The 21,820-nt window shown below is 68.9% G+C and carries 22 protein-coding genes; 16 read left to right on the top strand and 6 right to left on the bottom strand.

Features of this window, described 5'->3' with window-relative positions:
- Positions 1 to 98 precede the first annotated feature (98 nt).
- From leuC to ABS64_RS04860, 6 genes are all read left to right on the top strand, one after another.
- Positions 99 to 1,544 (top strand): 3-isopropylmalate dehydratase large subunit, encoded by a 1,446-nt coding sequence (leuC, locus tag ABS64_RS04835; RefSeq protein WP_036285283.1) that lies wholly within the window; start codon positions 99 to 101, stop codon positions 1,542 to 1,544.
- Between the two features lies 1 nt (position 1,545).
- The gene (gene leuD / locus ABS64_RS04840; protein WP_005050185.1) at positions 1,546 to 2,142 is read left to right on the top strand and encodes a 3-isopropylmalate dehydratase small subunit; all 597 of its coding nucleotides are present in this window, start codon (positions 1,546 to 1,548) and stop codon (positions 2,140 to 2,142) included.
- 78 nt (positions 2,143 to 2,220) lie between these two features.
- Positions 2,221 to 3,579, top strand: a complete 1,359-nt coding sequence (gene murA / locus ABS64_RS04845; RefSeq protein ID WP_005050187.1) for a UDP-N-acetylglucosamine 1-carboxyvinyltransferase — start codon at positions 2,221 to 2,223, stop codon at positions 3,577 to 3,579.
- Positions 3,576 to 4,361 carry a lysophospholipid acyltransferase family protein gene (locus ABS64_RS04850; RefSeq protein ID WP_016465026.1) on the top strand — a complete coding sequence of 262 codons (786 nt, stop codon included), beginning with the start codon at positions 3,576 to 3,578 and terminating at the stop codon, positions 4,359 to 4,361. Before murA ends, ABS64_RS04850 begins: the two co-directional genes overlap by 4 nt.
- Positions 4,351 to 5,487 (top strand): NAD(P)H-dependent glycerol-3-phosphate dehydrogenase, encoded by a 1,137-nt coding sequence (locus ABS64_RS04855; RefSeq protein WP_036283479.1) that lies wholly within the window; start codon positions 4,351 to 4,353, stop codon positions 5,485 to 5,487. The genes ABS64_RS04850 and ABS64_RS04855 overlap by 11 nt, the downstream gene beginning before the upstream one ends.
- Positions 5,387 to 6,469 (top strand): D-alanine--D-alanine ligase family protein, encoded by a 1,083-nt coding sequence (locus tag ABS64_RS04860; protein WP_292681420.1) that lies wholly within the window; start codon positions 5,387 to 5,389, stop codon positions 6,467 to 6,469. Before ABS64_RS04855 ends, ABS64_RS04860 begins: the two co-directional genes overlap by 101 nt.
- A gap of 18 nt (positions 6,470 to 6,487) precedes the next feature.
- Here the strand turns inward: ABS64_RS04860 and ABS64_RS04865 are convergent, their stop codons facing one another.
- The gene (locus tag ABS64_RS04865) at positions 6,488 to 6,967 is read right to left on the bottom strand and encodes a DUF3515 family protein (protein ID WP_061683688.1); all 480 of its coding nucleotides are present in this window, start codon (positions 6,965 to 6,967) and stop codon (positions 6,488 to 6,490) included.
- 22 nt (positions 6,968 to 6,989) lie between these two features.
- Here ABS64_RS04865 and thiL point away from each other — a divergent pair, with 22 nt between their 5' ends.
- A complete protein-coding gene (thiL, locus tag ABS64_RS04870) occupies positions 6,990 to 7,973 on the top strand; it encodes a thiamine-phosphate kinase (RefSeq protein WP_036285296.1) in 984 nt (327 codons plus the stop codon).
- 52 nt (positions 7,974 to 8,025) lie between these two features.
- On the opposite strand, the gene rsmD is transcribed toward thiL, so the two are convergent.
- Positions 8,026 to 8,586: a 16S rRNA (guanine(966)-N(2))-methyltransferase RsmD gene (gene rsmD / locus ABS64_RS04875; RefSeq protein ID WP_292681424.1), complete on the bottom strand. Its 561-nt coding sequence runs from the start codon at positions 8,584 to 8,586 to the stop codon at positions 8,026 to 8,028.
- 9 nt (positions 8,587 to 8,595) lie between these two features.
- Positions 8,596 to 9,189: a 1-acyl-sn-glycerol-3-phosphate acyltransferase gene (locus ABS64_RS04880; RefSeq protein ID WP_292681427.1), complete on the bottom strand. Its 594-nt coding sequence runs from the start codon at positions 9,187 to 9,189 to the stop codon at positions 8,596 to 8,598.
- 93 nt (positions 9,190 to 9,282) lie between these two features.
- Here ABS64_RS04880 and ABS64_RS04885 point away from each other — a divergent pair, with 93 nt between their 5' ends.
- Genes ABS64_RS04885 through mutM form a run of 6 tightly spaced genes read left to right on the top strand, consistent with a single transcriptional unit; the run spans position 9,283 to position 14,412 of the window.
- Positions 9,283 to 11,460 carry an ATP-dependent DNA helicase RecG gene (locus ABS64_RS04885; RefSeq protein ID WP_292681430.1) on the top strand — a complete coding sequence of 726 codons (2,178 nt, stop codon included), beginning with the start codon at positions 9,283 to 9,285 and terminating at the stop codon, positions 11,458 to 11,460.
- A 34-nt stretch (positions 11,461 to 11,494) separates the two neighbouring features.
- The gene (coaD, locus tag ABS64_RS04890) at positions 11,495 to 11,992 is read left to right on the top strand and encodes a pantetheine-phosphate adenylyltransferase (protein WP_036285302.1); all 498 of its coding nucleotides are present in this window, start codon (positions 11,495 to 11,497) and stop codon (positions 11,990 to 11,992) included.
- A 52-nt stretch (positions 11,993 to 12,044) separates the two neighbouring features.
- Positions 12,045 to 12,593: a YceD family protein gene (locus ABS64_RS04895; RefSeq protein WP_292681506.1), complete on the top strand. Its 549-nt coding sequence runs from the start codon at positions 12,045 to 12,047 to the stop codon at positions 12,591 to 12,593.
- Between the two features lie 2 nt (positions 12,594 to 12,595).
- A complete protein-coding gene (gene rpmF / locus ABS64_RS04900) occupies positions 12,596 to 12,805 on the top strand; it encodes a 50S ribosomal protein L32 (protein ID WP_005050211.1) in 210 nt (69 codons plus the stop codon).
- 16 nt (positions 12,806 to 12,821) lie between these two features.
- The gene (gene rnc / locus ABS64_RS04905; RefSeq protein ID WP_292681439.1) at positions 12,822 to 13,514 is read left to right on the top strand and encodes a ribonuclease III; all 693 of its coding nucleotides are present in this window, start codon (positions 12,822 to 12,824) and stop codon (positions 13,512 to 13,514) included.
- Positions 13,507 to 14,412, top strand: coding sequence for a bifunctional DNA-formamidopyrimidine glycosylase/DNA-(apurinic or apyrimidinic site) lyase (gene mutM, locus ABS64_RS04910; protein WP_292681442.1), 906 nt, complete (start codon positions 13,507 to 13,509; stop codon positions 14,410 to 14,412). The genes rnc and mutM overlap by 8 nt, the downstream gene beginning before the upstream one ends.
- Here the strand turns inward: mutM and ABS64_RS04915 are convergent.
- The 3 genes from ABS64_RS04915 to ABS64_RS04925 are packed head-to-tail and all read right to left on the bottom strand — an operon-like array spanning position 14,382 to position 16,235.
- Entirely contained in the window at positions 14,382 to 14,963 is a 582-nt protein-coding gene (locus ABS64_RS04915) for a GNAT family N-acetyltransferase (RefSeq protein WP_292681445.1), read from the bottom strand. The two genes, mutM and ABS64_RS04915, sit on opposite strands and share 31 nt — an antisense overlap.
- Entirely contained in the window at positions 14,960 to 16,045 is a 1,086-nt protein-coding gene (locus ABS64_RS04920) for a GNAT family N-acetyltransferase (protein WP_292681447.1), read from the bottom strand. The genes ABS64_RS04915 and ABS64_RS04920 overlap by 4 nt, the downstream gene beginning before the upstream one ends.
- 58 nt (positions 16,046 to 16,103) lie before the next feature.
- Positions 16,104 to 16,235, bottom strand: a complete 132-nt coding sequence (locus tag ABS64_RS04925) for a hypothetical protein (protein ID WP_005050221.1) — start codon at positions 16,233 to 16,235, stop codon at positions 16,104 to 16,106.
- A gap of 395 nt (positions 16,236 to 16,630) precedes the next feature.
- On the opposite strand from ABS64_RS04925, the gene smc reads away from it, so the two are divergent.
- The 3 genes from smc (at position 16,631) to ftsY (ending at position 21,808) form a co-directional block, all read left to right on the top strand.
- Positions 16,631 to 20,137 (top strand): chromosome segregation protein SMC, encoded by a 3,507-nt coding sequence (smc, locus tag ABS64_RS04930; RefSeq protein WP_292681451.1) that lies wholly within the window; start codon positions 16,631 to 16,633, stop codon positions 20,135 to 20,137.
- A gap of 73 nt (positions 20,138 to 20,210) precedes the next feature.
- Positions 20,211 to 20,876: a hypothetical protein gene (locus ABS64_RS04935; protein WP_292681454.1), complete on the top strand. Its 666-nt coding sequence runs from the start codon at positions 20,211 to 20,213 to the stop codon at positions 20,874 to 20,876.
- A 59-nt stretch (positions 20,877 to 20,935) separates the two neighbouring features.
- Entirely contained in the window at positions 20,936 to 21,808 is an 873-nt protein-coding gene (gene ftsY / locus ABS64_RS04940; protein WP_036285318.1) for a signal recognition particle-docking protein FtsY, read from the top strand.
- Positions 21,809 to 21,820 lie beyond the last annotated feature (12 nt).

A 21,820-nucleotide genomic window follows, 5' to 3' on the forward strand; every position in this document is an offset into this window, starting at 1 on the left:
CCTTCTCCTTAGCCGCCGCGACGAGACCTCGTTCTGAGCCCTCTCTCGTCGCGGAGTCCGTCGCGGGCTTGATCCCCTTATCTGGAGAACGAGACAGCATGAGCACAACGATTCCCGACCGCCCGCGGACCCTCGCCGAGAAGGTCTGGGACGACCACCTCGTGGTGAAGGGCGAAGACGGGCAGCCCGACCTCATCTACATCGACCTGCACCTCGTCCACGAGGTGACCAGCCCCCAGGCATTTGATGGTCTGCGCGCCGAGGGTCGTCCGGTGCGGCGGCTCGATCTGACGATCGCGACCGAGGACCACAACACGCCCACGCTCGAGATCGACAAGCCGATCGCCGATCTCACCAGTCGTACGCAGATCGAGACGCTGCGACGCAACGCCGACGAGTTCGGCGTGCGGCTGCACTCGCTGGGTGACAAGGAGCAGGGCATCGTCCACGTCGTCGGCCCTCAGCTGGGTCTGACGATGCCGGGAATCACGGTCGTCTGCGGCGACAGCCACACCTCGACGCACGGCGCCTTCGGAGCGATGGCGTTCGGTATCGGTACGAGCGAGGTGGAGCACGTTCTGGCGACGCAGACGCTGCCGCTGAAGCCCTTCAAGACGATGGCCATCACGGTCGAGGGAGAGCTGAAGCCGGGAGTGACCGCGAAGGACATCATCCTCGCCATCATCGCCAAGATCGGCGCGAACGGTGGCCAAGGCTATGTGCTCGAGTTCCGCGGCAGCGCCATCCGGTCGCTGTCGATGGAGGGCCGGATGACGATGTGCAACATGTCGATCGAGGCCGGGGCCCGCGCCGGCATGATCGCCCCGGACGAGACCACGTTCGCCTACGTCAAGGACAAGCCGCACGCTCCGCAGGGTCAGGACTGGGACGACGCCGTCGCCTACTGGCGGACTCTCCCGAGCGACGAGGGCGCGGTCTACGACGCCGAGGTCTTCCTCGACGCGAACGAGCTCGAGCCCTTCGTCACGTGGGGCACCAACCCCGGCCAGGGCGTCTCACTGAGTGACGTCGTGCCCGACCCGGCATCCTTCGCGGACGCCAATGAGCGCGCGGCCGCCGAGCGCGCCCTCGCGTACATGGACCTTGCCGCCGGGACACCGCTGAAGGACGTGACGGTGGATGCCGTCTTCATGGGTTCCTGCACGAACAGCCGCATCGAAGATCTGCGCGCCTTCGCCTCGGTCATCGAGGGCCGCCACAAGGCCGACGGCGTCCGCGTCATGGTCGTCCCCGGCTCGGCGCGGGTACGTCTGGAAGCGGAGGCGGAGGGGCTCGACAAGGTCTTCACCGCGTTCGGTGCGGAGTGGCGTTTCGCGGGTTGTTCGATGTGTCTCGGGATGAACCCCGACCAGTTGGCCCCCGGGGAGCGGTGCGCATCCACGAGCAACCGCAACTTCGAAGGACGTCAGGGCAAGGGCGGCCGCACTCACCTCGTCTCGCCGCTGGTGGCCGCCGCGACGGCGGTGCTGGGGCGGCTCGCCAGCCCGTCCGATCTGCCCGCCGTCGAGAAGGTCGAGGCCTGACATGGAGAAGTTCACGACGCACACCGGTATCGCCGCCGCGCTGACGCGGTCCGCGGTCGACACCGACCAGATCATCCCCGCCGTCTATCTCAAGCGCGTCACCAAGACGGGCTTCGAAGACGCACTGTTCGCCAACTGGCGTCAGGACCCTGATTTCGTCCTCAACCAGCCGGCGTTCGCGCGCGCCTCGATCCTCGTGGCGGGGCCGGACTTCGGTACCGGCTCGAGCCGCGAACACGCCGTCTGGGCCCTGCGCGACTACGGCTTCCAGGTCGTGCTGAGCCCGAAGTTCGCCGACATCTTCCGGGGCAATGCGGGCAAGCAAGGCCTGGTCACCGGCGTGATCTCCGAGGCCGACGTGGAGGCCATCTGGGCCCAGATCGAGGCGCAGCCGGGGATCGAGATGACGGTCGACCTTCTCGAGCGCACGGCGGTGATCGGCGAGCTCCGGGTCTCGTTCGAGATCGACGATTACACTAGGTGGAGGCTCCTCGAAGGTCTGGACGACATCGGGCTGACTCTGCGCAATGAGGACAAGATCGCGCAGTTCGAGGCGCGCCGCGAGGCGTGGCGCCCGCGGACGCTCCCCGTTCGCTAGGACGGATCGCGCCTTCACCGGCGCCGATCATCTGTCTTTCGCTTCCCCGTCCTCGACACACACTGTGAGGTCCGATCCATGAACACCCTTCTGAGCGCTTCGGCGTCGACACCCGCCGGAGGCGAGGTTTCGGTCCTCGAGATCCGCGGAGGACGGCCGCTGAAGGGGCGCGTCGAGGTGAAGGGCGCGAAGAACCTCGCGACCAAGGCGATGGTGGCGGCGCTGCTCGGAGAGACCGAGAGCGTGCTGCGCGATGTCCCCGACATCAGCGATGTGAAGGTCGTGCGCTCCCTGCTGGAGGTGCACGGGGTCACCGTCACCGATGAGGGTGAAGGGGTCCTGCGTCTCGACCCGCGCGGTGCGGTCTCCGCGCACATGGAAGAGATCGACGCGCATGCCGGCGCGTCCCGTATCCCGATCCTCTTCTGCGGCCCGCTGCTGCATCTGCTCGGGCAGGCGTTCATTCCGGATCTCGGCGGATGCCGCATCGGCGACCGTCCGATCGACTTCCACCTCGACGCTCTGCGCGCCTTCGGGGCCACCGTCGACAAGCTGCCCAGCGGCATCCGGTTGTCCGCGCCGAACGGACTCAAAGGCGCGAACATCGCCCTGCCGTACCCCAGCGTGGGCGCGACGGAACAGGTGCTGCTGACCGCGGTGCGCGCGAAGGGCACGACCGAGCTGCGAAACGCCGCGATCGAGCCCGAGATCATGGATCTGATCGCCGTGCTGCAGAAGATGGGCGCGATCATCTCCTACGAGCCCAACCGCGTCATCTTCATCGAAGGCGTCGACACCCTTCGCGGCTACGACCACCGGAGCATCTTCGACCGCAACGAAGCCGCCTCGTGGGCGTGCGCGGCGCTGGCCACCGACGGCGACATCTTCGTCGGTGGAGCCAAGCAGCAGGAGATGCTCACCTTCCTCAACGTCTTCCGCAAGGTGGGCGGCGACTTCGACATCCACGAGGACGGCATCCGCTTCCGCCGCGGGGGAGCCCTGAAGCCCGTCGTCGTCGAGACCGACGTCCACCCGGGATTCATGACCGACTGGCAGCAGCCGCTCATCGTGGCTCTGACGCAGGCCGAGGGCGTCTCGACGGTGCACGAGACCGTCTATGAGAACCGGCTCGGCTTCACGCAGGCTCTGAACAAGATGGGTGCCGACATCGTCGTGCACCCCGAGGGCATCGCCAGCCCCGAGCGGCGCGTGGCGCGCCGCGCACTGGAGCAGGCCGCGGTGATCACCGGTCCGACGCCGCTGCACGGCGCCGACGTGGTCGTCCCGGACCTCCGCGGAGGCTACAGCTATGTGATCGCGGCTCTGGCTGCGCAGGGGCGCTCGCGCGTCGCGGGCGTCGACATCATTCGTCGCGGATACGAGAAGTTCCTCGAGAAGCTCACGATCCTCGGCGCCGACTTCGACGTCGTCGGATGACGGGCGCCGTCGGCCCGGCACGCCGCCGGGCTTCCGCTGAGAAGACGCGTCCTTCCGTCTTCTGGCCACTCGCGGCGATCATCGTGCCTGCCGTCGGATGGTTCGCGAAGATCGAGATCACCGGCGCGGAGCACCTCCCGGCGGAGGGCCCCTACGTGCTCGCTCCGAACCACTACAGCGAGTTCGACCCGCTGATCATCGCCGTCGGCACGTGGCGAATGGGGCGCGCGCCGCGGTTCATGGCGAAGGAGAGCCTCTTCCGCGTGCCCGTGCTCGGAGCCGCCTTGCGCGCAACCGGTATGGTCCCGGTGGCACGCGCGTCGTCGTCGGCCGCCGCGAAGCAGACCCTTCAGCAGTCACAAGACCTCGTGACCCATGGTCGCGGCGTCATCGTCTACCCGGAGGGCTCGCTCACGCGCGATCCCGACATGTGGCCGATGCGCGGCAAGACCGGTGCGGTGCGTCTCGCCCTCGCAGCCGGCGAGCCGATCCCCGTGATTCCGGCGGCGACCTGGGGTGTGCAGCAGATCCTCCCGCGCTACGGCAAGCTCCGCCTCTGGCCGCCGCGCCGCCGCGTTCGCCTCGCCCTCGGACCGGCGACAGACCTGTCGGCGTTCACCGGACCGGGTGCGACGGGATCGGCTAACCTCATCGCCGCCACCGATGCCGTGATGGCCGACATCTCGGCCCTGTTGGGCACGTTGCGCGACGAACAGCCGCCGACCGAACGGTGGAACCCCTCCGCCCACGGGCAGAACGAAACGGGTCGCCTTGACGCGTAGGGGCGAGTCGGTGTTGCCGCGGGTCGCGGTGATCGGCTCGGGCAGCTGGGGAACCACGTTCGGCAAGGTGCTCGCCGACGGCGGCGCCCACGTGGTGATGTGGGCTCGCCGCGCCGAGCTCGCGCAGGAGATTCAGGAAGGGCACCGCAACAGCGAGTATCTGCCCGGGATCAACCTGCCGCGCACGATGTCGGCGACGACGCACCTCTCGGAGGCGCTCGAGGGTGCCTCGCAGATCTATCTCGCGATCTCGAGCCAGGCGCTGCGACAGAACCTGAAGGCGGTGCGTCCTCTCGTGCGCGACAGTGACGCGCCGATCGTGTCGCTGATGAAGGGCGTCGAGAAGCGCAGCGGGCGGCGGATGAGCGAGGTCATCGCCGAGGAGCTGCACTGCGACCCGGCCCGCATCGCCGTCGCGTCCGGCCCGAACCTTGCGCTCGAGATCGCCCGGGAGCAGCCCACGGCAGCCGTCATCTCCTCCACCAGCCGTGACACGGCCGAGGCGGTCGCCCGGCGCGCTCGCAACGACTACTTCCGGACTTTCGTGAACACGGATGTGATCGGCACCGAGTTCGGTGGTGTGCTGAAGAACCTCATCGCCGTCGCGATCGGCATCGTCGACGGCGTCGGTTACGGCGAGAACACGAAGGCCTCCATCATCACGCGCGGTCTCGTGGAGATGACCGACTTCGCCGTGGCCCAGGGCGCGCAGCCGGAGACGCTGCAGGGGCTGGCCGGTCTCGGCGACCTCATCGCGACGTGTCAGTCTCCGCTGAGCCGCAACAACACCGCCGGGCGACTCCTCGGCCAGGGCTACAGCTTCCAGGACGTGGTGAAGCAGATGAACCAGACCGCCGAGGGACTCGCGTCGGTGGCACCGGTGCTGCAGCTGGCCCGCGCCTCCGGCGTCCAGATGCCCATCGTGGAACAGGTCAAGATGGTTCTGGACGGCACGATGAATCCTCGCGACATCGCGCCGCATCTGACCACCGACGACGACAAGCCCACGGGTGAGAGGACCCAGCATGGACAAAGCGGTAGTGGCGGTGCTCTTCGGAGGGCGTTCCAGCGAGCACGCGATCAGCTCCGCGACGGCGGGCGGCGTGCTTCGGGCGATCGACCGTGATCGCTTCGACGTCATTCCGGTAGGGATCACGCGCGACGGCGCCTTCGTGCTCGAAGACGACGACCCCGACAAGTTCGCGCTCAACCCGGAACGTCTGCCGGAAGTCGTCGACAACGGCACGCGCATCCTGTGGCCCGACTCCGTCCGCTCCCGCGAGCTGCGCGTTCAGGATGCCGACGGCATCCGCTCGCTCGGCGACATCGACGTCGTCTTCCCGATCCTGCACGGCCGCTTCGGCGAGGACGGCACGATCCAGGGCTTCCTCGAGCTGCTCGATCTGCCCTACGTCGGTGCCGGACTGTTGATGTCGGCGATCGGCATGGACAAGCACACCACCAAGAGCGTGCTGAAGGCTGCCGGCGTCCCGGTCGTGCCGTGGGTCACTGTCACCGAGGCAGCCCTGGCCCGTGAGAGCGACCTGTGGCTGCGGCGGATCCGCGCGCTCGGCCTGCCGGCGTTCGTCAAGCCGGCGCGGGCCGGGTCGAGTGTGGGCGTGTCGAAGGTGTCCGACTGGTCCGAATTGGATGCCGCACTGGCGACCGCGTTCGCCGAAGACGGAACGGTGCTGGTCGAGCAAGCGATCGTGGGCCGCGAGGTCGAGTGCGGCGTCCTCGCCGGTCGGGACGGCGCCGCGCCGCGCGTCAGCGTCGCCGGGGAGATCGTGATCACAGGGCGGGACTTCTACGACTTCGAAGCCAAGTACCTCGATGCCGCCGGTATCGACCTCGTCTGCCCCGCGCAGCTGCACAGCGGCGAACTCGCCGAGATGCAGCGCGTCGCGGCCCGCGCGTTCGAGGCTCTGGGCGGCGAGGGACTGGCACGGGTGGACTTCTTCTTCACCGGAAACGAGTTCTTCGTCAACGAGGTGAACACGATGCCGGGCTTCACGCCCATCTCGATGTTCCCGAAGTGCTGGATCGCCACGGGAATGAGCTACCGGGACCTCATCAGCGAGCTGATCGATCTCGCGCGCGTGCGCTGACGACCGGCACGGGTCGTCTCAGGAGGACGGGCGGGCGATGCAGCTGCGGCCATCCGTGGGCAGCTGCTGTACAGCGGAGGACAGCGCGCTGAGCACGTCGCGTCCGCTGACGACGTCGTAGTCGAGGTACACCTGCACCGCGGGGGTACGACCGAACGTGGTGAACCGGTACTTCGGCGCCTCGGAATCATCCATCAGCCAGTCGACGCCGTCGACGGTCTGGCAGACGAGCGTCGACGGTCCAGGCGCGTCGAGCCCGCACGTCAGCAGGACGCTGGCGGGGCTGCCCCACGCACCCGTGGCCTGGGCGTCGGTCCATCGGCGCGGCTGGCCGTCGACGGTGGCCGGCAGACGAGAGGTCACCGCCGCACATGCCGGGTCGTTGGCTCCCTTCGCCGGTGTCATCGAGACGGTGGAGCTGCAGCCGGCGGTACCGAGGGCGATGCCGAGCGCCACTGCCACGCTCAGAGGGGCGACGATCAGGCGCGAGCGGGACATCACTCCAGGCTACCGTGGAGCGGTGAGCACACCGATCGCCCCGACCGTCCGCGACCTGGGGGAGCGGCAGCTCTTGTCGCGCATCTTCACCGTCCTCGACGGCTCGTCGCGCGCGCTCGTCGGGCCCGGCGATGATGCCGCGGTTCTGGCGGCTCCGGACGGCCGCGTCGTGGTCTCGACCGACACGCTCGTGCACGGCCCCGATTTCCGGCTCGCGTGGTCGAGCGGGGAGGACCTGGGCTGGAAGGCCGCCGCGGTCAACCTCTCCGACATCGCCGCGATGGGCGCTCGCCCGACCGCGCTGGTGGTGGCTCTCACGCTTCCCGATGACACGCCGGTCGCGTTCGTCGAGGCTCTCGCGCGCGGACTGCGGGCGGCGTGCGACGCACTCGCGCCGGGATGCGCGGTGGAGGGTGGGGATCTCGCGGCATCCGACACGCTGACGATCGCGGTCACGGTGCTCGGAGCGCTGGATGGCGTCGAGCCAGTGCGGCGGTGCGGGGCGCGGCCCGGTGACGTCGTCGCCGTGACGGGGCACCTGGGGGCGGCCGGGCGCGGTCTGGCCCTGCTGTTCGATCGCTTCCGCGATGCCGAGGGCCGCCCCCTCGCCGTCGATCCGTCGGTCCTCACCGACCGTGAGCGCGCCGATCTCGCTGCCCAGCTGCGTCCGCGCCCGCCGCTCGCGCTCGGCCCTCTGGCCGCGCGGTCGGGCGCGACCGCGATGATGGACGTGTCCGACGGACTTCTGCTGGATGCGACGCGTATGGCGGAAGCGTCCGGCGTGCGGATCGATCTGAGCCCGGAGCTGGACGACATGGCGCTTCGAGGCGGGGAGGATCACGAGCTGCTCGCCACGTTCCCATCCGGAGCCGCCCTGCCGGAGGGTTTCCGGCGTGTCGGCACTGTGATCGCCGACGCGACGCCACACGTCACCGTCGGAGGTGCGTCGTCAGCCGGCGTCGGCGGGTGGGATCCGCACCGGGACTGGGACGCGGCCCGCGGCTGATGCGGCCGAGGCGCCGCGCACCGCGGCGACGGCGCGGGCGATCGCCGTCGTCTCAGGACTGCGGGCGTACCCACCACAGCGTTGTGTCGCCGTAGCTCTTGTCGCGCTCGTACTGCAGCGCGTCGGGCAGCGTGGGGGCGCCGGAGCGGGTCGCGCGCTCGACGACCACGAGCGCGTCGGGCGCCAGTCGCGGCGCGAGCATTTCCAGCACGCGAGCGAGTTCGGTGTCGGCGAGGTCGTACGGCGGATCGATGAAGACGAGATCAAACGTGCGGGCGGCGGCCCGCAGGTACGCCTCGACGGAGCTGCGGTGCACTCGGATCGGCGTGCCCGGGAGCACCTTCGCGACGGTGCGAGCGTTGCGGTCGGCGACGGCCGCGGCGCGCGGCGCCTTCTCGACGAGATCGACGGATGCCGCGCCCCGGCTGGCTGCCTCGAGCCCGAGGGCGCCCGAACCGGCGAAAAGATCCAGCACGGCGGCTCCGTCGACGATGTCGGCCGCGTCGAGAGCGCCGAAGAGCGATTCACGCACGCGGTCGCTGGTCGGGCGCGTCCCGGCATCCGGGACACCGAGCGTGAGCGAACCGGCGGCTCCGGAGATGATGCGCGTCACGTGTTCACCCTAACCGTGGTCTGACGGACCCGCCGCGCCCGTCTCGTCGCGGAGCCGGGGCTCGGTGCGGCGCTCTGGTCGAAAGCCCGCCTTGTCGGCGTAGAAGGCACGGATCGCGTCCATGTCGCGGGGCACGTCCCCCGTGAGAGCGAGGGTCGGCCCGAGCCCGGTCGTCATCGTCGTACGGTCGACGTAGCCGAGCGTCAGCGGCATGCCGGTCTCGCGGGCGATGCGGTAGAAGCCGTTCTTCCAGAACGCGTTGCCCCCGCGGGTGCCGTCGGGAGTGACCACGAGGCCGAAGACCTCCCCGGCGCGAATGCGGGCGACGATGTCCTCGACCACGCGGCCGGCGTCGGCACGGTCGACGGGGATGCCGCCGAGAGCGTTCATGACGGGTCGTCGCCAGCCGCGGAAGAGCGTGTCCTTGCCGAGCCAGTGGATGCGCATCCCCAGACGCCACGAGATGGCGAGCATGAACACGAAGTCCCAGTTGGACGTGTGCGGCGCGCCGATGAGTACGGTGGGACGCTCTGGAACGGGGGTCGTCGCCAGCCGCCACCGGCTGCACGACCAGAACACGCGGGCAACGGTGCGGCGGATCACGAGCCGCCTCTACGGGTGTCTCCTGGACGATCCGTGCATGTCCGATCGCCCGGGGACGGCTACGGCGTCGGTGGGCCTCAATAGACTCGGAGCATGCCCGCGATCACGCTCGACACCGGTCTTGTCGATGCGCTGGGAGCTGCGACCGCGAAGCTGTTCGATCGGGCATTCGGCATGAGCACGGTGGCCGATCTCCTGACGCACTACCCTCGGCGATACGCCCGACGCGGCGAGCTCACGCCGATCGACTCGCTGCCGCTGGGCGAGCAGGTCACGATCGTCGCCGAAGTGCGCTCGGTGTCGTCGCGACAGATGCGTCAACGGCGCGGTTCTCTTCTCGAGGTCGTGATCAGCGACGGCGCGGGAGCACTGACGCTCACGTTCTTCAACCAGGCGTGGCGCGCCAACGATCTCCAGGTGGGCCGTCAGGGGATGTTCTCGGGGAAGGTCGGCCAGTTCCAGGGGCACCAGCAGCTGGCTCATCCCGACTACACGCTCTTCGACGATGCCGACGCGGCGAGGTTGAACGCCCAGGCGCAGCAGCACACCCCGATCCCCATCTACCCGGCGACCAGCACGGTGGCGACATGGCAGGTGCAGAAGGCCGTCGCCACGGTGCTGGCTGCGTTAGCGCCGGTCTCCGACCCGCTGCCCGACTCCCTACGCGCCGATGAGGGTCTGCTCGACGCGACCACGGCTCTGCGGCGGATCCACGCGCCCGAGAGCTTCGAGCAGATCGACGACGCGCGGCGCACGCTGCGCATGCACGAGGCGTTCATCCTGCAGACCGCGCTCCTCCAGCAGCGCGAGACGGTGCGGGCCATGGCGGCGACCGCGCGCCCGGCGGGCGAGCTGCTCCACGTCTTCGATGCCCGCCTGCCGTTCACGCGCACCGCCGACCAGGACGCGGTCGGCACGCAGATCGCCGCTGATCTGGAGGGCCCCTGGCCGATGAACCGTCTGGTTCAGGGCGAGGTCGGTTCGGGCAAGACGCTGGTGGCGCTGCGCGCCATGCTGCAGGTCGCGCAATCCGGTGGTCAGTCGGCGCTGATCGCCCCCACCGAGGTCCTCGCGGCGCAGCACGTCCGTTCGATCGCCCGGATGCTGGGACCACAGCTCGCGCCGGAGCTGATGCCCACGCTGCTGACCGGGCAGCTACCTGCCGCCGAGCGGCGGAAGGCGGCACTGCGGGTCGCATCGGGACAGGCGCGGATCGTGGTGGGCACACACGCCCTGCTGAGCGCGTCGACGACGTTCGCCGACCTCGGTCTCGTCGTCGTCGATGAGCAGCACCGCTTCGGAGTCGAGCAGCGCGAGACGTTGCGCGCGAAGGGAACCGCGCCGCACGTCCTGGTGCTCACGGCGACGCCCATTCCGCGCACGGTCGCGATGACCGTCTTCGGAGACCTGGATGTTTCCACCATTCGCACCCTTCCGAGCGGGAGAGCGGGCATCGCGACGCATGTCGCACCGCTCGCGGAGAAGCCCGGCTGGTTCGGACGCGTGTGGGAGCGCGCCGCCGAGGAGGTGGCCGCCGGACACCAGGTCTTCGTCGTCTGTGCCGCCATCGACGCCGAAGCCGTCGGTACCACGGCGAAGGATGCCGCGGAGGACGTTCCCGTTGATGTGGGCGCGCCCGAGGGCGAACAGCCGCGCACACGATGGGGTGTCGTCCAGGTCGCACAGATGCTCGACGGCATCTCCCTCTTCGACGGCCTGCGCGTCGAGATCCTTCACGGGAAGATGCCGGGGGAGCAGAAGGATGCCGTCATGCAGGCGTTCGCGGCCGGCCAGATCGACGTCCTCGTGGCGACCACGGTGGTGGAGGTCGGCGTCGACGTTCCCAACGCCTCCACGATGATCATCATGGAGGCCGATCGATTCGGCGTCTCGCAGCTTCACCAGCTTCGCGGGCGGGTGGGTCGCGGTGCGGTCGCCGGCTTGTGTCTTCTCGTCACGGAGGCGCCGGAAGGGACGCCGGCCCGGTCTCGCGTGGAGGCGGTCGCGTCCACGACGGACGGCTTCATGCTCGCCGAGATCGACCTCGAACTGCGCGGAGAGGGCGACGTGCTCGGAGATGCCCAGTCGGGGGCGCGCACCTCTCTGCGGCTTCTTCGCGTCGTCCAGGATGCCGATCTGATCGCGCGAGCCCGTGCGGCGGCGGCAGACGTGCTCTCCCGCGACCCGATGCTCGAAGACCACCCCGGCCTCGTCGCAGCGATCGAGCGGCGCATCGGGCAACAGGAACGGGCGGCCCTGTCCAAGAGCTGATGGGGCTAGAAAGTGACGCCGGTAGGCTGGCGGCATGAACAACCGCATCGCGGTGGTCCCCGGTTCGTTCGATCCGCCGACCCTCGGACATCTCGACGTCATCCGCCGCGCCGCGGCCCTGTACGACGAGCTGCACGTGCTCGTCGTACACAACCCGGGCAAAGAGGCCATGCTGCCGATCGCACAGCGGCTGAGTCTGCTCGAGCAGTCGATCGGGGAGGAAGGCGTGGAAGGCAATGTCGTCGTCGCCTCCTGGAGCGTCGGGCTTCTGGTCGACTATGCCCAGGACGTCGACGCCGGCGTGCTCGTCAAGGGCATCCGGTCGCAGATCGACGTCGCCTACGAGACGCCGATGGCGATCGTCAACCGGCACCTGGCCGAGATCGAGACGGTGTTCCTGCTGCCCGACCCTGCGCACGCACTGGTGTCGAGTTCTCTCGTGCGACAAGTGGCCGCTTTGGGCGGCGATGTCTCGCCGTTCGTGCCGGGGCCGGTCGCCCGCTTCCTCGATACAGGGGGACGGGCGGGCTGACCGCCGTCGATGCCCGCGGGGCGGCTAGCATTGCGTGGTGGTCAGAAAGCATGTGAGCGGTCCGTTCGTGTTCCCGGTGCGCGATATCTCGCATCGTGCGGGGGAGATGCGCGAGTTCGACATCGAGGTCCCCGCGCCGACGAAATGGGGCGAGGGACTCGTCTCCGTTGCCGAGGGTGAGCCCATCGAGCTCGCCGTTCGTCTCGAGTCGGTCCACGAGGGCATTCTGGTGACCGCCGAGATCGACACCGAGTACTCCGGGGTCTGCGGCCGATGCCTCACCGACATCGCCCGGCCTGTCGAAGTCGAGTTTCAAGAGCTCTTCGGGTATCCTGGGACGGAAGCGATCGACTTCGAGGTTCAAGACGACCACGTGGATCTTGAAACTCCGGTCAGGGATGCGATCGTCCTCTCGCTTCCGTTCCAGCCGGTGTGCCAGCCGGACTGCCCGGGGCTCGACCCCATCACGGGTGAGAGGCTGGCCGCAGGAACCGTGCCGGAGATTCCGATCGACGAGCGCTGGGCCGCGCTGAAGGCCCTCACCCCAGACCCTGACGACGAGCCCTCGAGCCGCGTCGCCACCGATACAGAGAAGAGCTAGCCATGGCAGGTAACCCCCCGAAGCGGAAGGTCTCCCGCTCCAACACTCGTTCGCGTCGCGCACAGTGGAAGGCCGAGGCGCCCACGCTCGTCAAGACCGTCGAGAACGGCAAGGTCGTCTACAGCCGTCCCCACCAGGCGAAGGTCGTGACCGACTCGCAGGGTACCGAGCTGTTCCTCGAGTACAAGGGCCGCAAGGTCGCAGACATCTGATCGCGGCGGCCATCTGATGGCGGATGCCGTGATCGAGCACCGTGTGCTCTCCGACAAGCTCGGGGTCGACATCGACCCCGAGCTTCTGTCGGTTGCGCTCACGCACCGTTCCTTCGCCTACGAGAACGGCGGAATCCCGCACAACGAGAGACTCGAGTTCCTCGGCGATTCGATCCTCGGACAGGCCGTGACGGTGCATCTGTTCCTCACGCACCCGGAGCTCGAAGAGGGCGCCCTGGCGAAGCGTCGGGCGAGCGTCGTGTCGACGGTCGCCCTGGCCGAAGTCGCCCGCGGCATCGATCTGGGGGAGCACCTGCGCCTCGGACGCGGTGAGGATCAGACCGGCGGACGCGACAAGGAGTCGATCCTCGCCGACACGATGGAAGCCGTCATCGGCGCCACGTTCCTCTCGGCAGGACCGGACGCGGCCACGGCACTGGTGCTGCGGCTCGTGGAGCCGTTGATGGCCGACCCCGACCGCTACGGCGCCGCGATGGACCCGAAGACCAGCCTGCAGGAGCTCGCGGCACGGCTCACTCTCGCGCCGCCCGCCTACGTGATCTCGGCCGAAGGCCCAGATCACAATCGCGTGTTCACCGCGACGGTCAGCGTCGGCGACGCGACGGCGACCGGAGTGGGCTCCAGCAAGAAGCAGGCGGAGATGGCTGCGGCTCTGACGCTGTGGCGCACGCTCAGCGATCGTGCCTGAGCTGCCCGAGGTCGAGGTCGTGCGCGCCGGACTGGCACCGGCCGTCGCTGGGGCGCTGATCATCGGCGTCGATGCACGCGACCCACGGGCGCTGTCGCGTCACGACGGCGACGCGACCTCGTTCGAGCGGGCGTTGACGGGTCGACGGGTCGGGGGTGTGGCGCGGCGTGGGAAGTTCCTGTGGATGCCGCTGGATCCGGCATCCGCTGTGGACCGCCGCGCGATCATCGCTCACCTCGGGATGAGCGGACAGATGCTGCTGCGTACCCCGCGAGCACCTGCGGAACGTCACGAACGCGTACGCATCGATATCGCTCATCCTGAGCACGGCGAGCTCGTCGTGGTGTTCGCCGACCAGCGGACCTTCGGCTCGCTCGCGATCGACGACCTCGTCCCCACGGCGGACGGATGGGCCGGCGGCTGGGGCAGCACCGAGGCGCTCGTTCCCTCGCAGGTCACCCACATCGGACGCGACCCCCTCGATGACGCGTTCGATGAAGCCGCGGTCGTGGCACGCGTGCGGACGAAGCGTTCAGCCATCAAGCGCGTCCTTCTCGATCAGAGCGTGCTCAGCGGCGTGGGGAACATCTACGCGGATGAGGCGCTGTGGGCCGCGCGGATCCACCCCGAGTCGCCGGCCGCTGCACTCAGCGTGCGCGCTCTGCGCCGCCTGTTCGCCGAAGTGCGGGCCGTCTTGCTGAAGGCCCTCGCCGAGGGCGGCACCAGTTTCGACGCCCAGTATGTGAATGTCAACGGTCAAGCGGGCTACTTCGCCCACTCGCTGAACGCCTACGGCAGAGACGGGCTGCCCTGTCCGCGGTGCGGTCGTCCGATCGCCCGGGCATCATTCATGAACCGGTCCAGCCACTACTGTCCACGCTGCCAGCGTTTCAGCTGAGGCGCTTCTGCCACTCGCCTGCAGAAGAGACCGGAGTGAAGCCGATGGCCTCGTTCATCTCGCTCATCGGCCGATTCTCCTCGGCGTTGTCGGTCTCGACACGTGTCAACGGCACCGAATCCCGTCGAGGCACCCACGGACGCACCACCGGGATGGCGGTGTTCGGTCCACGCTTGCAACACCGATCGCCCCAAGTCGGCCGCGATGCCCTCGGCCTCGCGGAGCAGACGGGTACCGATGCCCCGACGACGGTGTTCTTCGCGCACCCTCACCATCACACCAGCGTTCCGCGACTGGGCATCAGGCAGGTAGTCGACGCCCACCGTACCGACGATGAGGCCGTTGCGCTCCGCGAGGCGTCCGATCACCGCGCGATCCGCCTGATCTTGCCACGCGGCGAGAACCTGTGGCAGCGTCATGTCGTACGCGCTCGAGCCGTGTACCTGACGCCCGTGCGCGTTGCGCAGCTCCCGCAGCGCCTCGAGGTCGGCGATCTCCGGCGCGTCCATCGACGGGGGGACCCGGATGGGCCGGATGGTGACATCGCTCACGTCAGCACCTTCTTCCAGGCGCCGTTGTAGGCGACGGGCACGAAGCCGATCCTCTCGTTGATGTCCAGCATCGGCCGATTCTCCTCCGCGTTGTAGGTGATGACCTTCGGCGACTGCGGGGCGATGTCGCGGCGCCAAGTCTGCAGACCCGCACATTTGACGAGCTGGCCGAGCCGGTGGCCGCGGTGCTCGCGAAGCACCAGGGTGTCCTCCTGGTGGCTGGGCCCGGCCGGATCGGTCCCGATGACGAGCTCATTGAAGGCCACCAGCTCACCGCTGTCGACGTGCTGCGCAGCGGTGACCAGCTTGGTGCGGCCCGACTCGACGTACTTCGCGTCGTGACGGGCGACCCGCTCGGCATCCCAGGTCTCCTCATCGAAGTCGAGATCGGCGCTGGGCGCATCGGTCGACATCCGGGACTTCATCCAGGCGTACGCGTCGACGTGTGTCGCCGGGGTCGCGCCCTGCCACTGGACGACGCGGTAGCCGGCGGATGCCGTCTCCGCCTCGGCAAGGAGGTGACGGACGGTCGCGTCCGCACCCGCGAGGATCAACTCGCTCTGACGCTCGACCTGCTCGAGGGTATAGCCGTGGCGCAGGTAGAACCGTGCCGCGTGGTCGCGAGGAATCGATCCACAGCCGGTCGGGGCTACCAATCGATCTCCGTCGGCATCCGGATGCTGCGCCCATGACTGCAGGATCGTGCGCCCATGTTCGCGTGCGGTCTGCTCGATCAGACGGTATCCGGCCGATCCGATGCCGCGTCCGTGGTGCGCGGCGAGCAGTTCGACGAGCCAGAAGGCGTTGCGCGACCCGTCTTCGAGCGGCAGATCGACGCCCACACGGCCGACGAACGCGCCGTCGACGATCACCACCCAGGCACGACGGATCTCGTCCGGGTCGGCCTGGTAGTGGGGGAGCAGCTCTTCGGGTGTCATCGCGTCGTCATCGGTGCCGGCGATCTCGCGGTAGACGAGGTTGCGGACGCGGGTGAACTCGCGGAAGTCGGCGGCATCGCCGGCATCCATGGAGGCGGGAATGGTGAGGGTACGGAACTGGAGTCCGGGAACCGTGGTGGTCACGAGATGTCCTTGAGGTGGGGGCCGGGGCGCCGCAGACGGACGCCCCGGCAGAGGCGGATCAGAGGTAGGGAAGGATCTGTCGGCGGCGCTGCCATTCGAGCTCGCGCTGCTCGCGCTCGCGCTCGGCGAGACGGATGCGGCGGCGTTCGGGGTCGCTGGCGTGCAGGGCCGACGCGATGAAGGTGTGCATCGTGCGGTGCTTTCCTGTGGGAGAGCGCGGACGCGCTCGGGAGGCGGGAAGGTGCCGGGCTACGGCGGCGGCAGACGCGACGAAGATGCGTGTGCCGGGGATGCTGACGGACAACGCGGTCGTGCCCGGTAAAAGGGCAGAGCTCTCGTCGGAGCGCGTCAGCAGGCGCCGCGGAAGGCGTCGAAGGAGACGGCCCCCGCGGGCTCACGGAACCAGAAGGAACGCATCGCGGATGCGATGCGGCCGGTGGCGTTCATACGAATCATGTCGGGGACCTCCTTTCTCGACTTCAGACGCGATCTGTGACGATAGCGGGTGTTCTCGACGCGCGTCAAGCGAGGATCCGCGTGTCGTTCCGCTAGCGTGGGTGGACGATCACCCAGGAGGACCCGCGGATGCACCTGAAGAGCCTGACGCTCAAAGGCTTCAAGTCGTTCGCGCAACCGACCACCTTCGCGCTCGAGCCCGGCGTCACCTGCATCGTCGGTCCGAACGGTTCCGGCAAGTCGAACGTGGTCGACGCTCTCGCGTGGGTCATGGGCGAGCAGGGCGCGAAGACCCTTCGCGGCGGGAAGATGGAAGACGTCATCTTCGCGGGCACCTCTACGCGCGGTCCGCTCGGCCGTGCCGAGGTGCAGTTGACGATCGACAACAGCGACGGGGCGCTGCCGCTCGAGTACAGCGAGGTCACGATCAGCCGCACGCTGTTCCGCAGCGGAACCAGTGAGTACGCGATCAACGGTGCAAGCTGCCGCCTGCTCGATGTGCAGGAGCTGTTGAGCGACTCCGGGCTCGGGCGCGAGATGCACGTGATCGTGGGCCAGGGCCGTCTGGACAGCGTGCTGCAAGCGAGCCCCGAGGACCGTCGCGGCTTCGTAGAGGAGGCCGCCGGCATCCTGAAGCATCGTCGACGCAAGGAGAAGACTCTTCGCAAGCTCGAAGCGATGGAGGCGAATCTCACGCGACTCAGCGACCTTGCCGGAGAGCTGCGTCGACAGCTGAAGCCGCTCGGCAAGCAGGCGGAGATCGCTCGCGAGGCGGCGACGATCGCGGCAGTGGTGCGTGATGCCAAGGCCCGCCTGTTCGCTGATGAACTGGTCGGTCTGCGTGCGCAGCTCGCCGACCACGCCCGCACCGAGCAGGAGCGCAGCGCCGAGCGCCTCGTGCTGCAGGATCAGTCGGAGCAGCTGAAGCTGCGCATCGATGCGCTGGAGGCACAGCAGCGCTCGGAAGCCGTGGATGCGGCGCGGGCGGTCGCCTTCGGTTTGGAACGCGTGCAGGAGCGACTGCGCGGTCTCTTCTCGCTCGCGGGCCAGCGTCTCGCTCTGCTCGAAGACGACGGCACGCTCGGGATCGAGGTCGCCACGGTCAGCCAGGCCGCGATCGACGAGGCACGGGCCGATATCGATGAGATCTCGGCCGGACTCGGAGGCGCCCAGGATGCCGCGGAGGCGGCCGCGCGCGACGTGATGCGGGCCCGTGCCGAACTCGACGCGCTCGACTCCGACATCGCCGCCCAGAGCGCGCTCGTGTCCGCGCACGACATGCGCATCACGAAACTCCGCGGAGCCGCAGATGCCGCAGCATCCCGCCTGGAGGCCGTGCGCGCGGGCGTCGAACGCCAGCAGCGTGCGCTCGACGCGGCCCTGGCGCGGCGCGCAGAAGCGGAAGAGGCACTCGCAGGGGTCGATCCCGAATTGGTGACCGAGGGATCCTCTGCCGAGCACGCTGCCGCTTACGAGCGTGCGCAGCGCGACGCCACCGCCGCCGAGAACGAGGTCGGGGCGATCCGTGAGCGGCTTCACGCCGCCGAACGCGAACGCGAATCGCTGACGGCGCAGACCGCGGCGCTCGGACGGGCGCTGGATGTCCGCAACGCCGCGGCCGAGATGATCGCGGTCGGAGGCGCCGGCATCCGCGGCCTGGTCGGCGACGCGGTCAAGGTGCGCTCGGGATACGAAGCGGCGATCGCAGCCGCGCTGGGTGCGCTCGCGGAGGGGCTGCTCGTCGACGACATCGACGCGGGTATCGCCGCCGCTCGCGCTGCGCGCGACGCCGATCTCGGGCGGCTCGACATCACGATCGCCGACGTGGAAGCGGGCGCGCCGGCGGCCGCGATCCCCGAGGGAGCGATCGCCGCTGCGGAGGTGGTTACTGCACCGGCCGGCATCCTCGGCATCCTCGCCCGTGTCCTGATCGTCGACGACCTCGATTCCGCGCACGCCGTTCGCCGCAGGATCATCGACGTTCCGGATGCCGCGACGACGATCGTCACGCGTGCGGGCGAGCGGGTGACGTCCTACACGATCCACGCCGGCTCCGGGGCCGGACGCTCGCGGCTGGAGTTGGCGGCGGAGCGAGATGCCGCCGCCGAACGCCTCGCGGAGATCACGGTCGTCGCAGACTCGCTCCGCGAGGCTCTCTCGGACGCCCAGACGACCTGGAACGACGCACGGGCGCGGACGAAGGATGCGCTTCAGAGCCTGCGCGAACACGATGCCGCCCTGGCGGCGCACACCGAGCAGGTCAACCGCGCCACCGTGCGTCATGAGGCAGCCGTCGCGGAGTGCGAGCGGTTGGAGGCCGGGCTCGCTCAGGCGTCGTCCGCGGTCGCGGATGCCGAGAGAGCAGCACGCGTCGCCAACGACGCCTTCGAGGGTGCCCAGCAGGCTCCCCGTCCCATCCTGGACGCCTCCGCGCGTGACGGTCTGCTCGACGCTCTGGAGAGTGCGCGCGACCGCGAGATGCGCGCACGTCTGGATGTCGAGACGCTGCGCGAGCGCGTGCGCGCCGGAGAGGGACGTGTCGATCAGCTCGTGCGCCAGCGGGAACGTGAGCGCGCGGCGGCGGCGGAGGCCGCCCGTCGCGCCGTGATCCGTCGTGCACAGCGGGCGCTCGCGGCCGAGGTCGCAGATGCGCTGCCGCCGGTACTGGACTCGGTCGATCGTTCGGTCACCCAGGCACGCGTGGAGCTTCAGCTCGCCGAGCAGGCACGCACCGCGCTGACCGCCGAACTGACCTCACTGCGCGCCGAGGAGGCGACCGTGCGCGAGCGGCTCGGGCGACTCACCGAAAGCGTCCACGGACTCGAGTTGCAGATGCACGAGAAGCGCCTGCACGTCACGAGTGTGCTGGACCGCGTCCGATCCGAGTTGAGCCTCGACGAACATATTCTGGTTGCGGAATACGGCCCCGACGTTCCTCTGCCCCCGGACGAAGGCGAAGAGGGCGTGGCGTACGACCGGGCGGCGCAGCGCAAGAGACTGCAGGATGCCGAGCGCAAGCTCGGCCAGCTCGGGCGCGTCAATCCGCTCGCGCTCGAGGAGTACGCCGCGCTCGAGCAGCGGCACGCGTTCCTCACCGAGCAGCTCGCCGATCTCGTCCAGACGCGCTCCGACCTGCAGACGATCATCGCGGATCTCGACGAACGCATGCAGACCATTTTCCTCGCGGCCTTCGAGGACACTCGCCTGGCGTTCGGCGAGGTGTTCCCGATCTTGTTCCCGGGCGGCTCCGGCAGCATCTCCCTGACCGATCCCGACAGCCCCCTCACGACGGGAATCGAGGTGTCGGTGCGTCCGGTCGGCAAGAAGATCGAGCGCCTGTCGCTGCTGTCGGGCGGCGAGCGTTCCCTGGCCGCCGTCGCGCTGCTGACCGCGATCTTCATGGCGCGGCCGAGCCCGTTCTACATCCTCGACGAGGTCGAGGCCGCTCTCGACGATGCCAATCTGGGACGGTTGTTGGGCGTCTTCGAGAAGCTGCGCGCATCGAGCCAGCTGATCGTGATCACACACCAGAAGCGCACGATGGAGATCGCGGACGCGCTCTACGGGGTATCGATGCGACAGGACGGCGTGTCTGCTGTGGTCGGTCAGCGCGTCCGCGAACGGGAGAGCGCGTGACGCGCGTCGCGCGTTATCCACAGGTGTCCACGTCGAGCGACGGCGCGCGTCGCGGCATGGATAGGTTCTGCTCATGAAGTCTTCTCACCCGATTTCACTCCCGGTGCTGCTGGTCGTGGCGGTCGGACTGACGGCCTGCGCGGCGGGCGGTCCTTCCTTGTCCGAGTCGACTCCCTCGCACTCCTCGGCGTCGGCGTCTCCCAAGCCGACGGGCCGCGAGACGGACGTTCGGGTCCCGGACACTCTGAGCTTCGACGACGGAAACGACGTCGACAACCGCATGCAGGCACAGTGGATCGACGCGATGATCGCCGACAAGGACTTCACCCTCTCGTCGCCCGACGACGGGAAGGGAAACTGGGCCTATACGCACAACGCCACGCAGTGCGTCGTACGTTTCTGGCAGGGGTCGGTCGCCGACCTCCCCGCCGCATCCTCCGATCGGGAGCTCTCCGACGCGATCCTGTCCGCGTGGACCAGGGTGAGCCCGGCTGACGTGACCGCCCACGCGGCTGACGGCACCGTCGGCTATCAGCTGTCGGGTGAGGCGACGGCGGCCGTGCGCATCATCGCCGGGTCCGCGCAGGACAAGACCTACGTCACCGCGGCACGCGGCCTGCGCGGGCTGCCCGGCGGTTTTCTGACTCAGGTGGAGTGCCCGTCGGGCCAGTCCGCGACGGCCCTGTTCGCCGCCCTCACGCCGCGATATCTGGGTCTGACGGTGTATCCCGCGTTCTGACGCATCGGCGTCTGGGCGGGGCGCCGTCGCCGTGTGCCGCGCACCCGTAGGCTGAAGATATGGCGGAGAATTCCTGGTCGCTCGGCCGCGCTCTGCGCGGCATGTTTGTGAAGCCGACGATCGACGACAACACGTGGGACGATCTGGAAACGGCACTGCTTACCGCCGACTTCGGTCCTGACATCACCGAGCGGATCATCGACGAGCTCCGAGAGAAGGTCGAGCGGTTCCGCACGACGGATCCGCGTGACCTCCAGCGGATGCTCAAAGAGACTCTCGAAGAGCATTTCGCGAAGTTCGACACGACGCTCCGGCTCACCGAGCGCCCTGCGGTGGTCCTCGTCGTGGGAGTCAACGGCGTCGGCAAGACGACCACGATCGGCAAGTTCGCGAAGTTCCTCCAGCGCTATGGTCGTTCCGTCGTCGTCGGCGCCGCCGACACCTTTCGCGCTGCGGCCGTCGATCAGCTGGCCACGTGGGCAGAGCGGGGGGGAGCTGCGATCGTCCGCCCCCAGCACGAGGGCCAGGACCCGGCATCGGTCGCCTTCCAGACCATCGACTACGCCAAGCAGAACGGTGTCGAGATCGTCCTCGTCGACACCGCCGGACGCCTCCACACGAAGGGTGGGCTCATGGACGAGCTCACGAAGATCCGCCGCGTCATCGAGAAGCAGGCGCCCATCAGCGAGGTGCTGCTCGTTCTCGATGCGACCACGGGGCAGAACGGCGTCATGCAGGCCGAGGCCTTCCTCCAGCACGCCGGCGTCACCGGTCTCGTGATCACGAAGCTCGACGGTTCGGCCAAGGGCGGCTTCGTTCTCGCCGTTCAAGAACGCACCGGCATCCCCGTCAAGCTCCTCGGCCAGGGTGAAGGCATCGGTGACCTCACCGGCTTCACCCCGCACGTGTTCGCGTCCGCGCTCGTCGACTGATGGCGCGGCGGG

This window comes from Microbacterium sp. SCN 69-37, from assembly GCF_001724435.1.
In the GTDB taxonomy this organism is placed as follows: Bacteria; Actinomycetota; Actinomycetes; order Actinomycetales; family Microbacteriaceae; genus Microbacterium; species Microbacterium laevaniformans.

Bases quoted from the DNA above. Each gene is read 5' to 3' on its own strand.
- leuC (WP_036285283.1), top strand. From the start codon at position 99: ATGAGCACAACGATTCCCGACCGCCCGCGGACCCTCGCCGAGAAGGTC.
- leuD (WP_005050185.1), top strand. From the start codon at position 1,546: ATGGAGAAGTTCACGACGCACACCGGTATCGCCGCCGCGCTGACGCGG.
- murA (WP_005050187.1), top strand. From the start codon at position 2,221: ATGAACACCCTTCTGAGCGCTTCGGCGTCGACACCCGCCGGAGGCGAG.
- ABS64_RS04850 (WP_016465026.1), top strand. From the start codon at position 3,576: ATGACGGGCGCCGTCGGCCCGGCACGCCGCCGGGCTTCCGCTGAGAAG.
- ABS64_RS04860 (WP_292681420.1), top strand. From the start codon at position 5,387: ATGGACAAAGCGGTAGTGGCGGTGCTCTTCGGAGGGCGTTCCAGCGAG.
- ABS64_RS04865 (WP_061683688.1), bottom strand. From the start codon at position 6,967: ATGTCCCGCTCGCGCCTGATCGTCGCCCCTCTGAGCGTGGCAGTGGCG.
- ABS64_RS04885 (WP_292681430.1), top strand. From the start codon at position 9,283: ATGCCCGCGATCACGCTCGACACCGGTCTTGTCGATGCGCTGGGAGCT.
- coaD (WP_036285302.1), top strand. From the start codon at position 11,495: ATGAACAACCGCATCGCGGTGGTCCCCGGTTCGTTCGATCCGCCGACC.
- rpmF (WP_005050211.1), top strand. From the start codon at position 12,596: ATGGCAGGTAACCCCCCGAAGCGGAAGGTCTCCCGCTCCAACACTCGT.
- rnc (WP_292681439.1), top strand. From the start codon at position 12,822: ATGGCGGATGCCGTGATCGAGCACCGTGTGCTCTCCGACAAGCTCGGG.
- ABS64_RS04925 (WP_005050221.1), bottom strand. From the start codon at position 16,235: ATGCACACCTTCATCGCGTCGGCCCTGCACGCCAGCGACCCCGAACGC.
- smc (WP_292681451.1), top strand. From the start codon at position 16,631: ATGCACCTGAAGAGCCTGACGCTCAAAGGCTTCAAGTCGTTCGCGCAA.
- ABS64_RS04935 (WP_292681454.1), top strand. From the start codon at position 20,211: ATGAAGTCTTCTCACCCGATTTCACTCCCGGTGCTGCTGGTCGTGGCG.
- ftsY (WP_036285318.1), top strand. From the start codon at position 20,936: ATGGCGGAGAATTCCTGGTCGCTCGGCCGCGCTCTGCGCGGCATGTTT.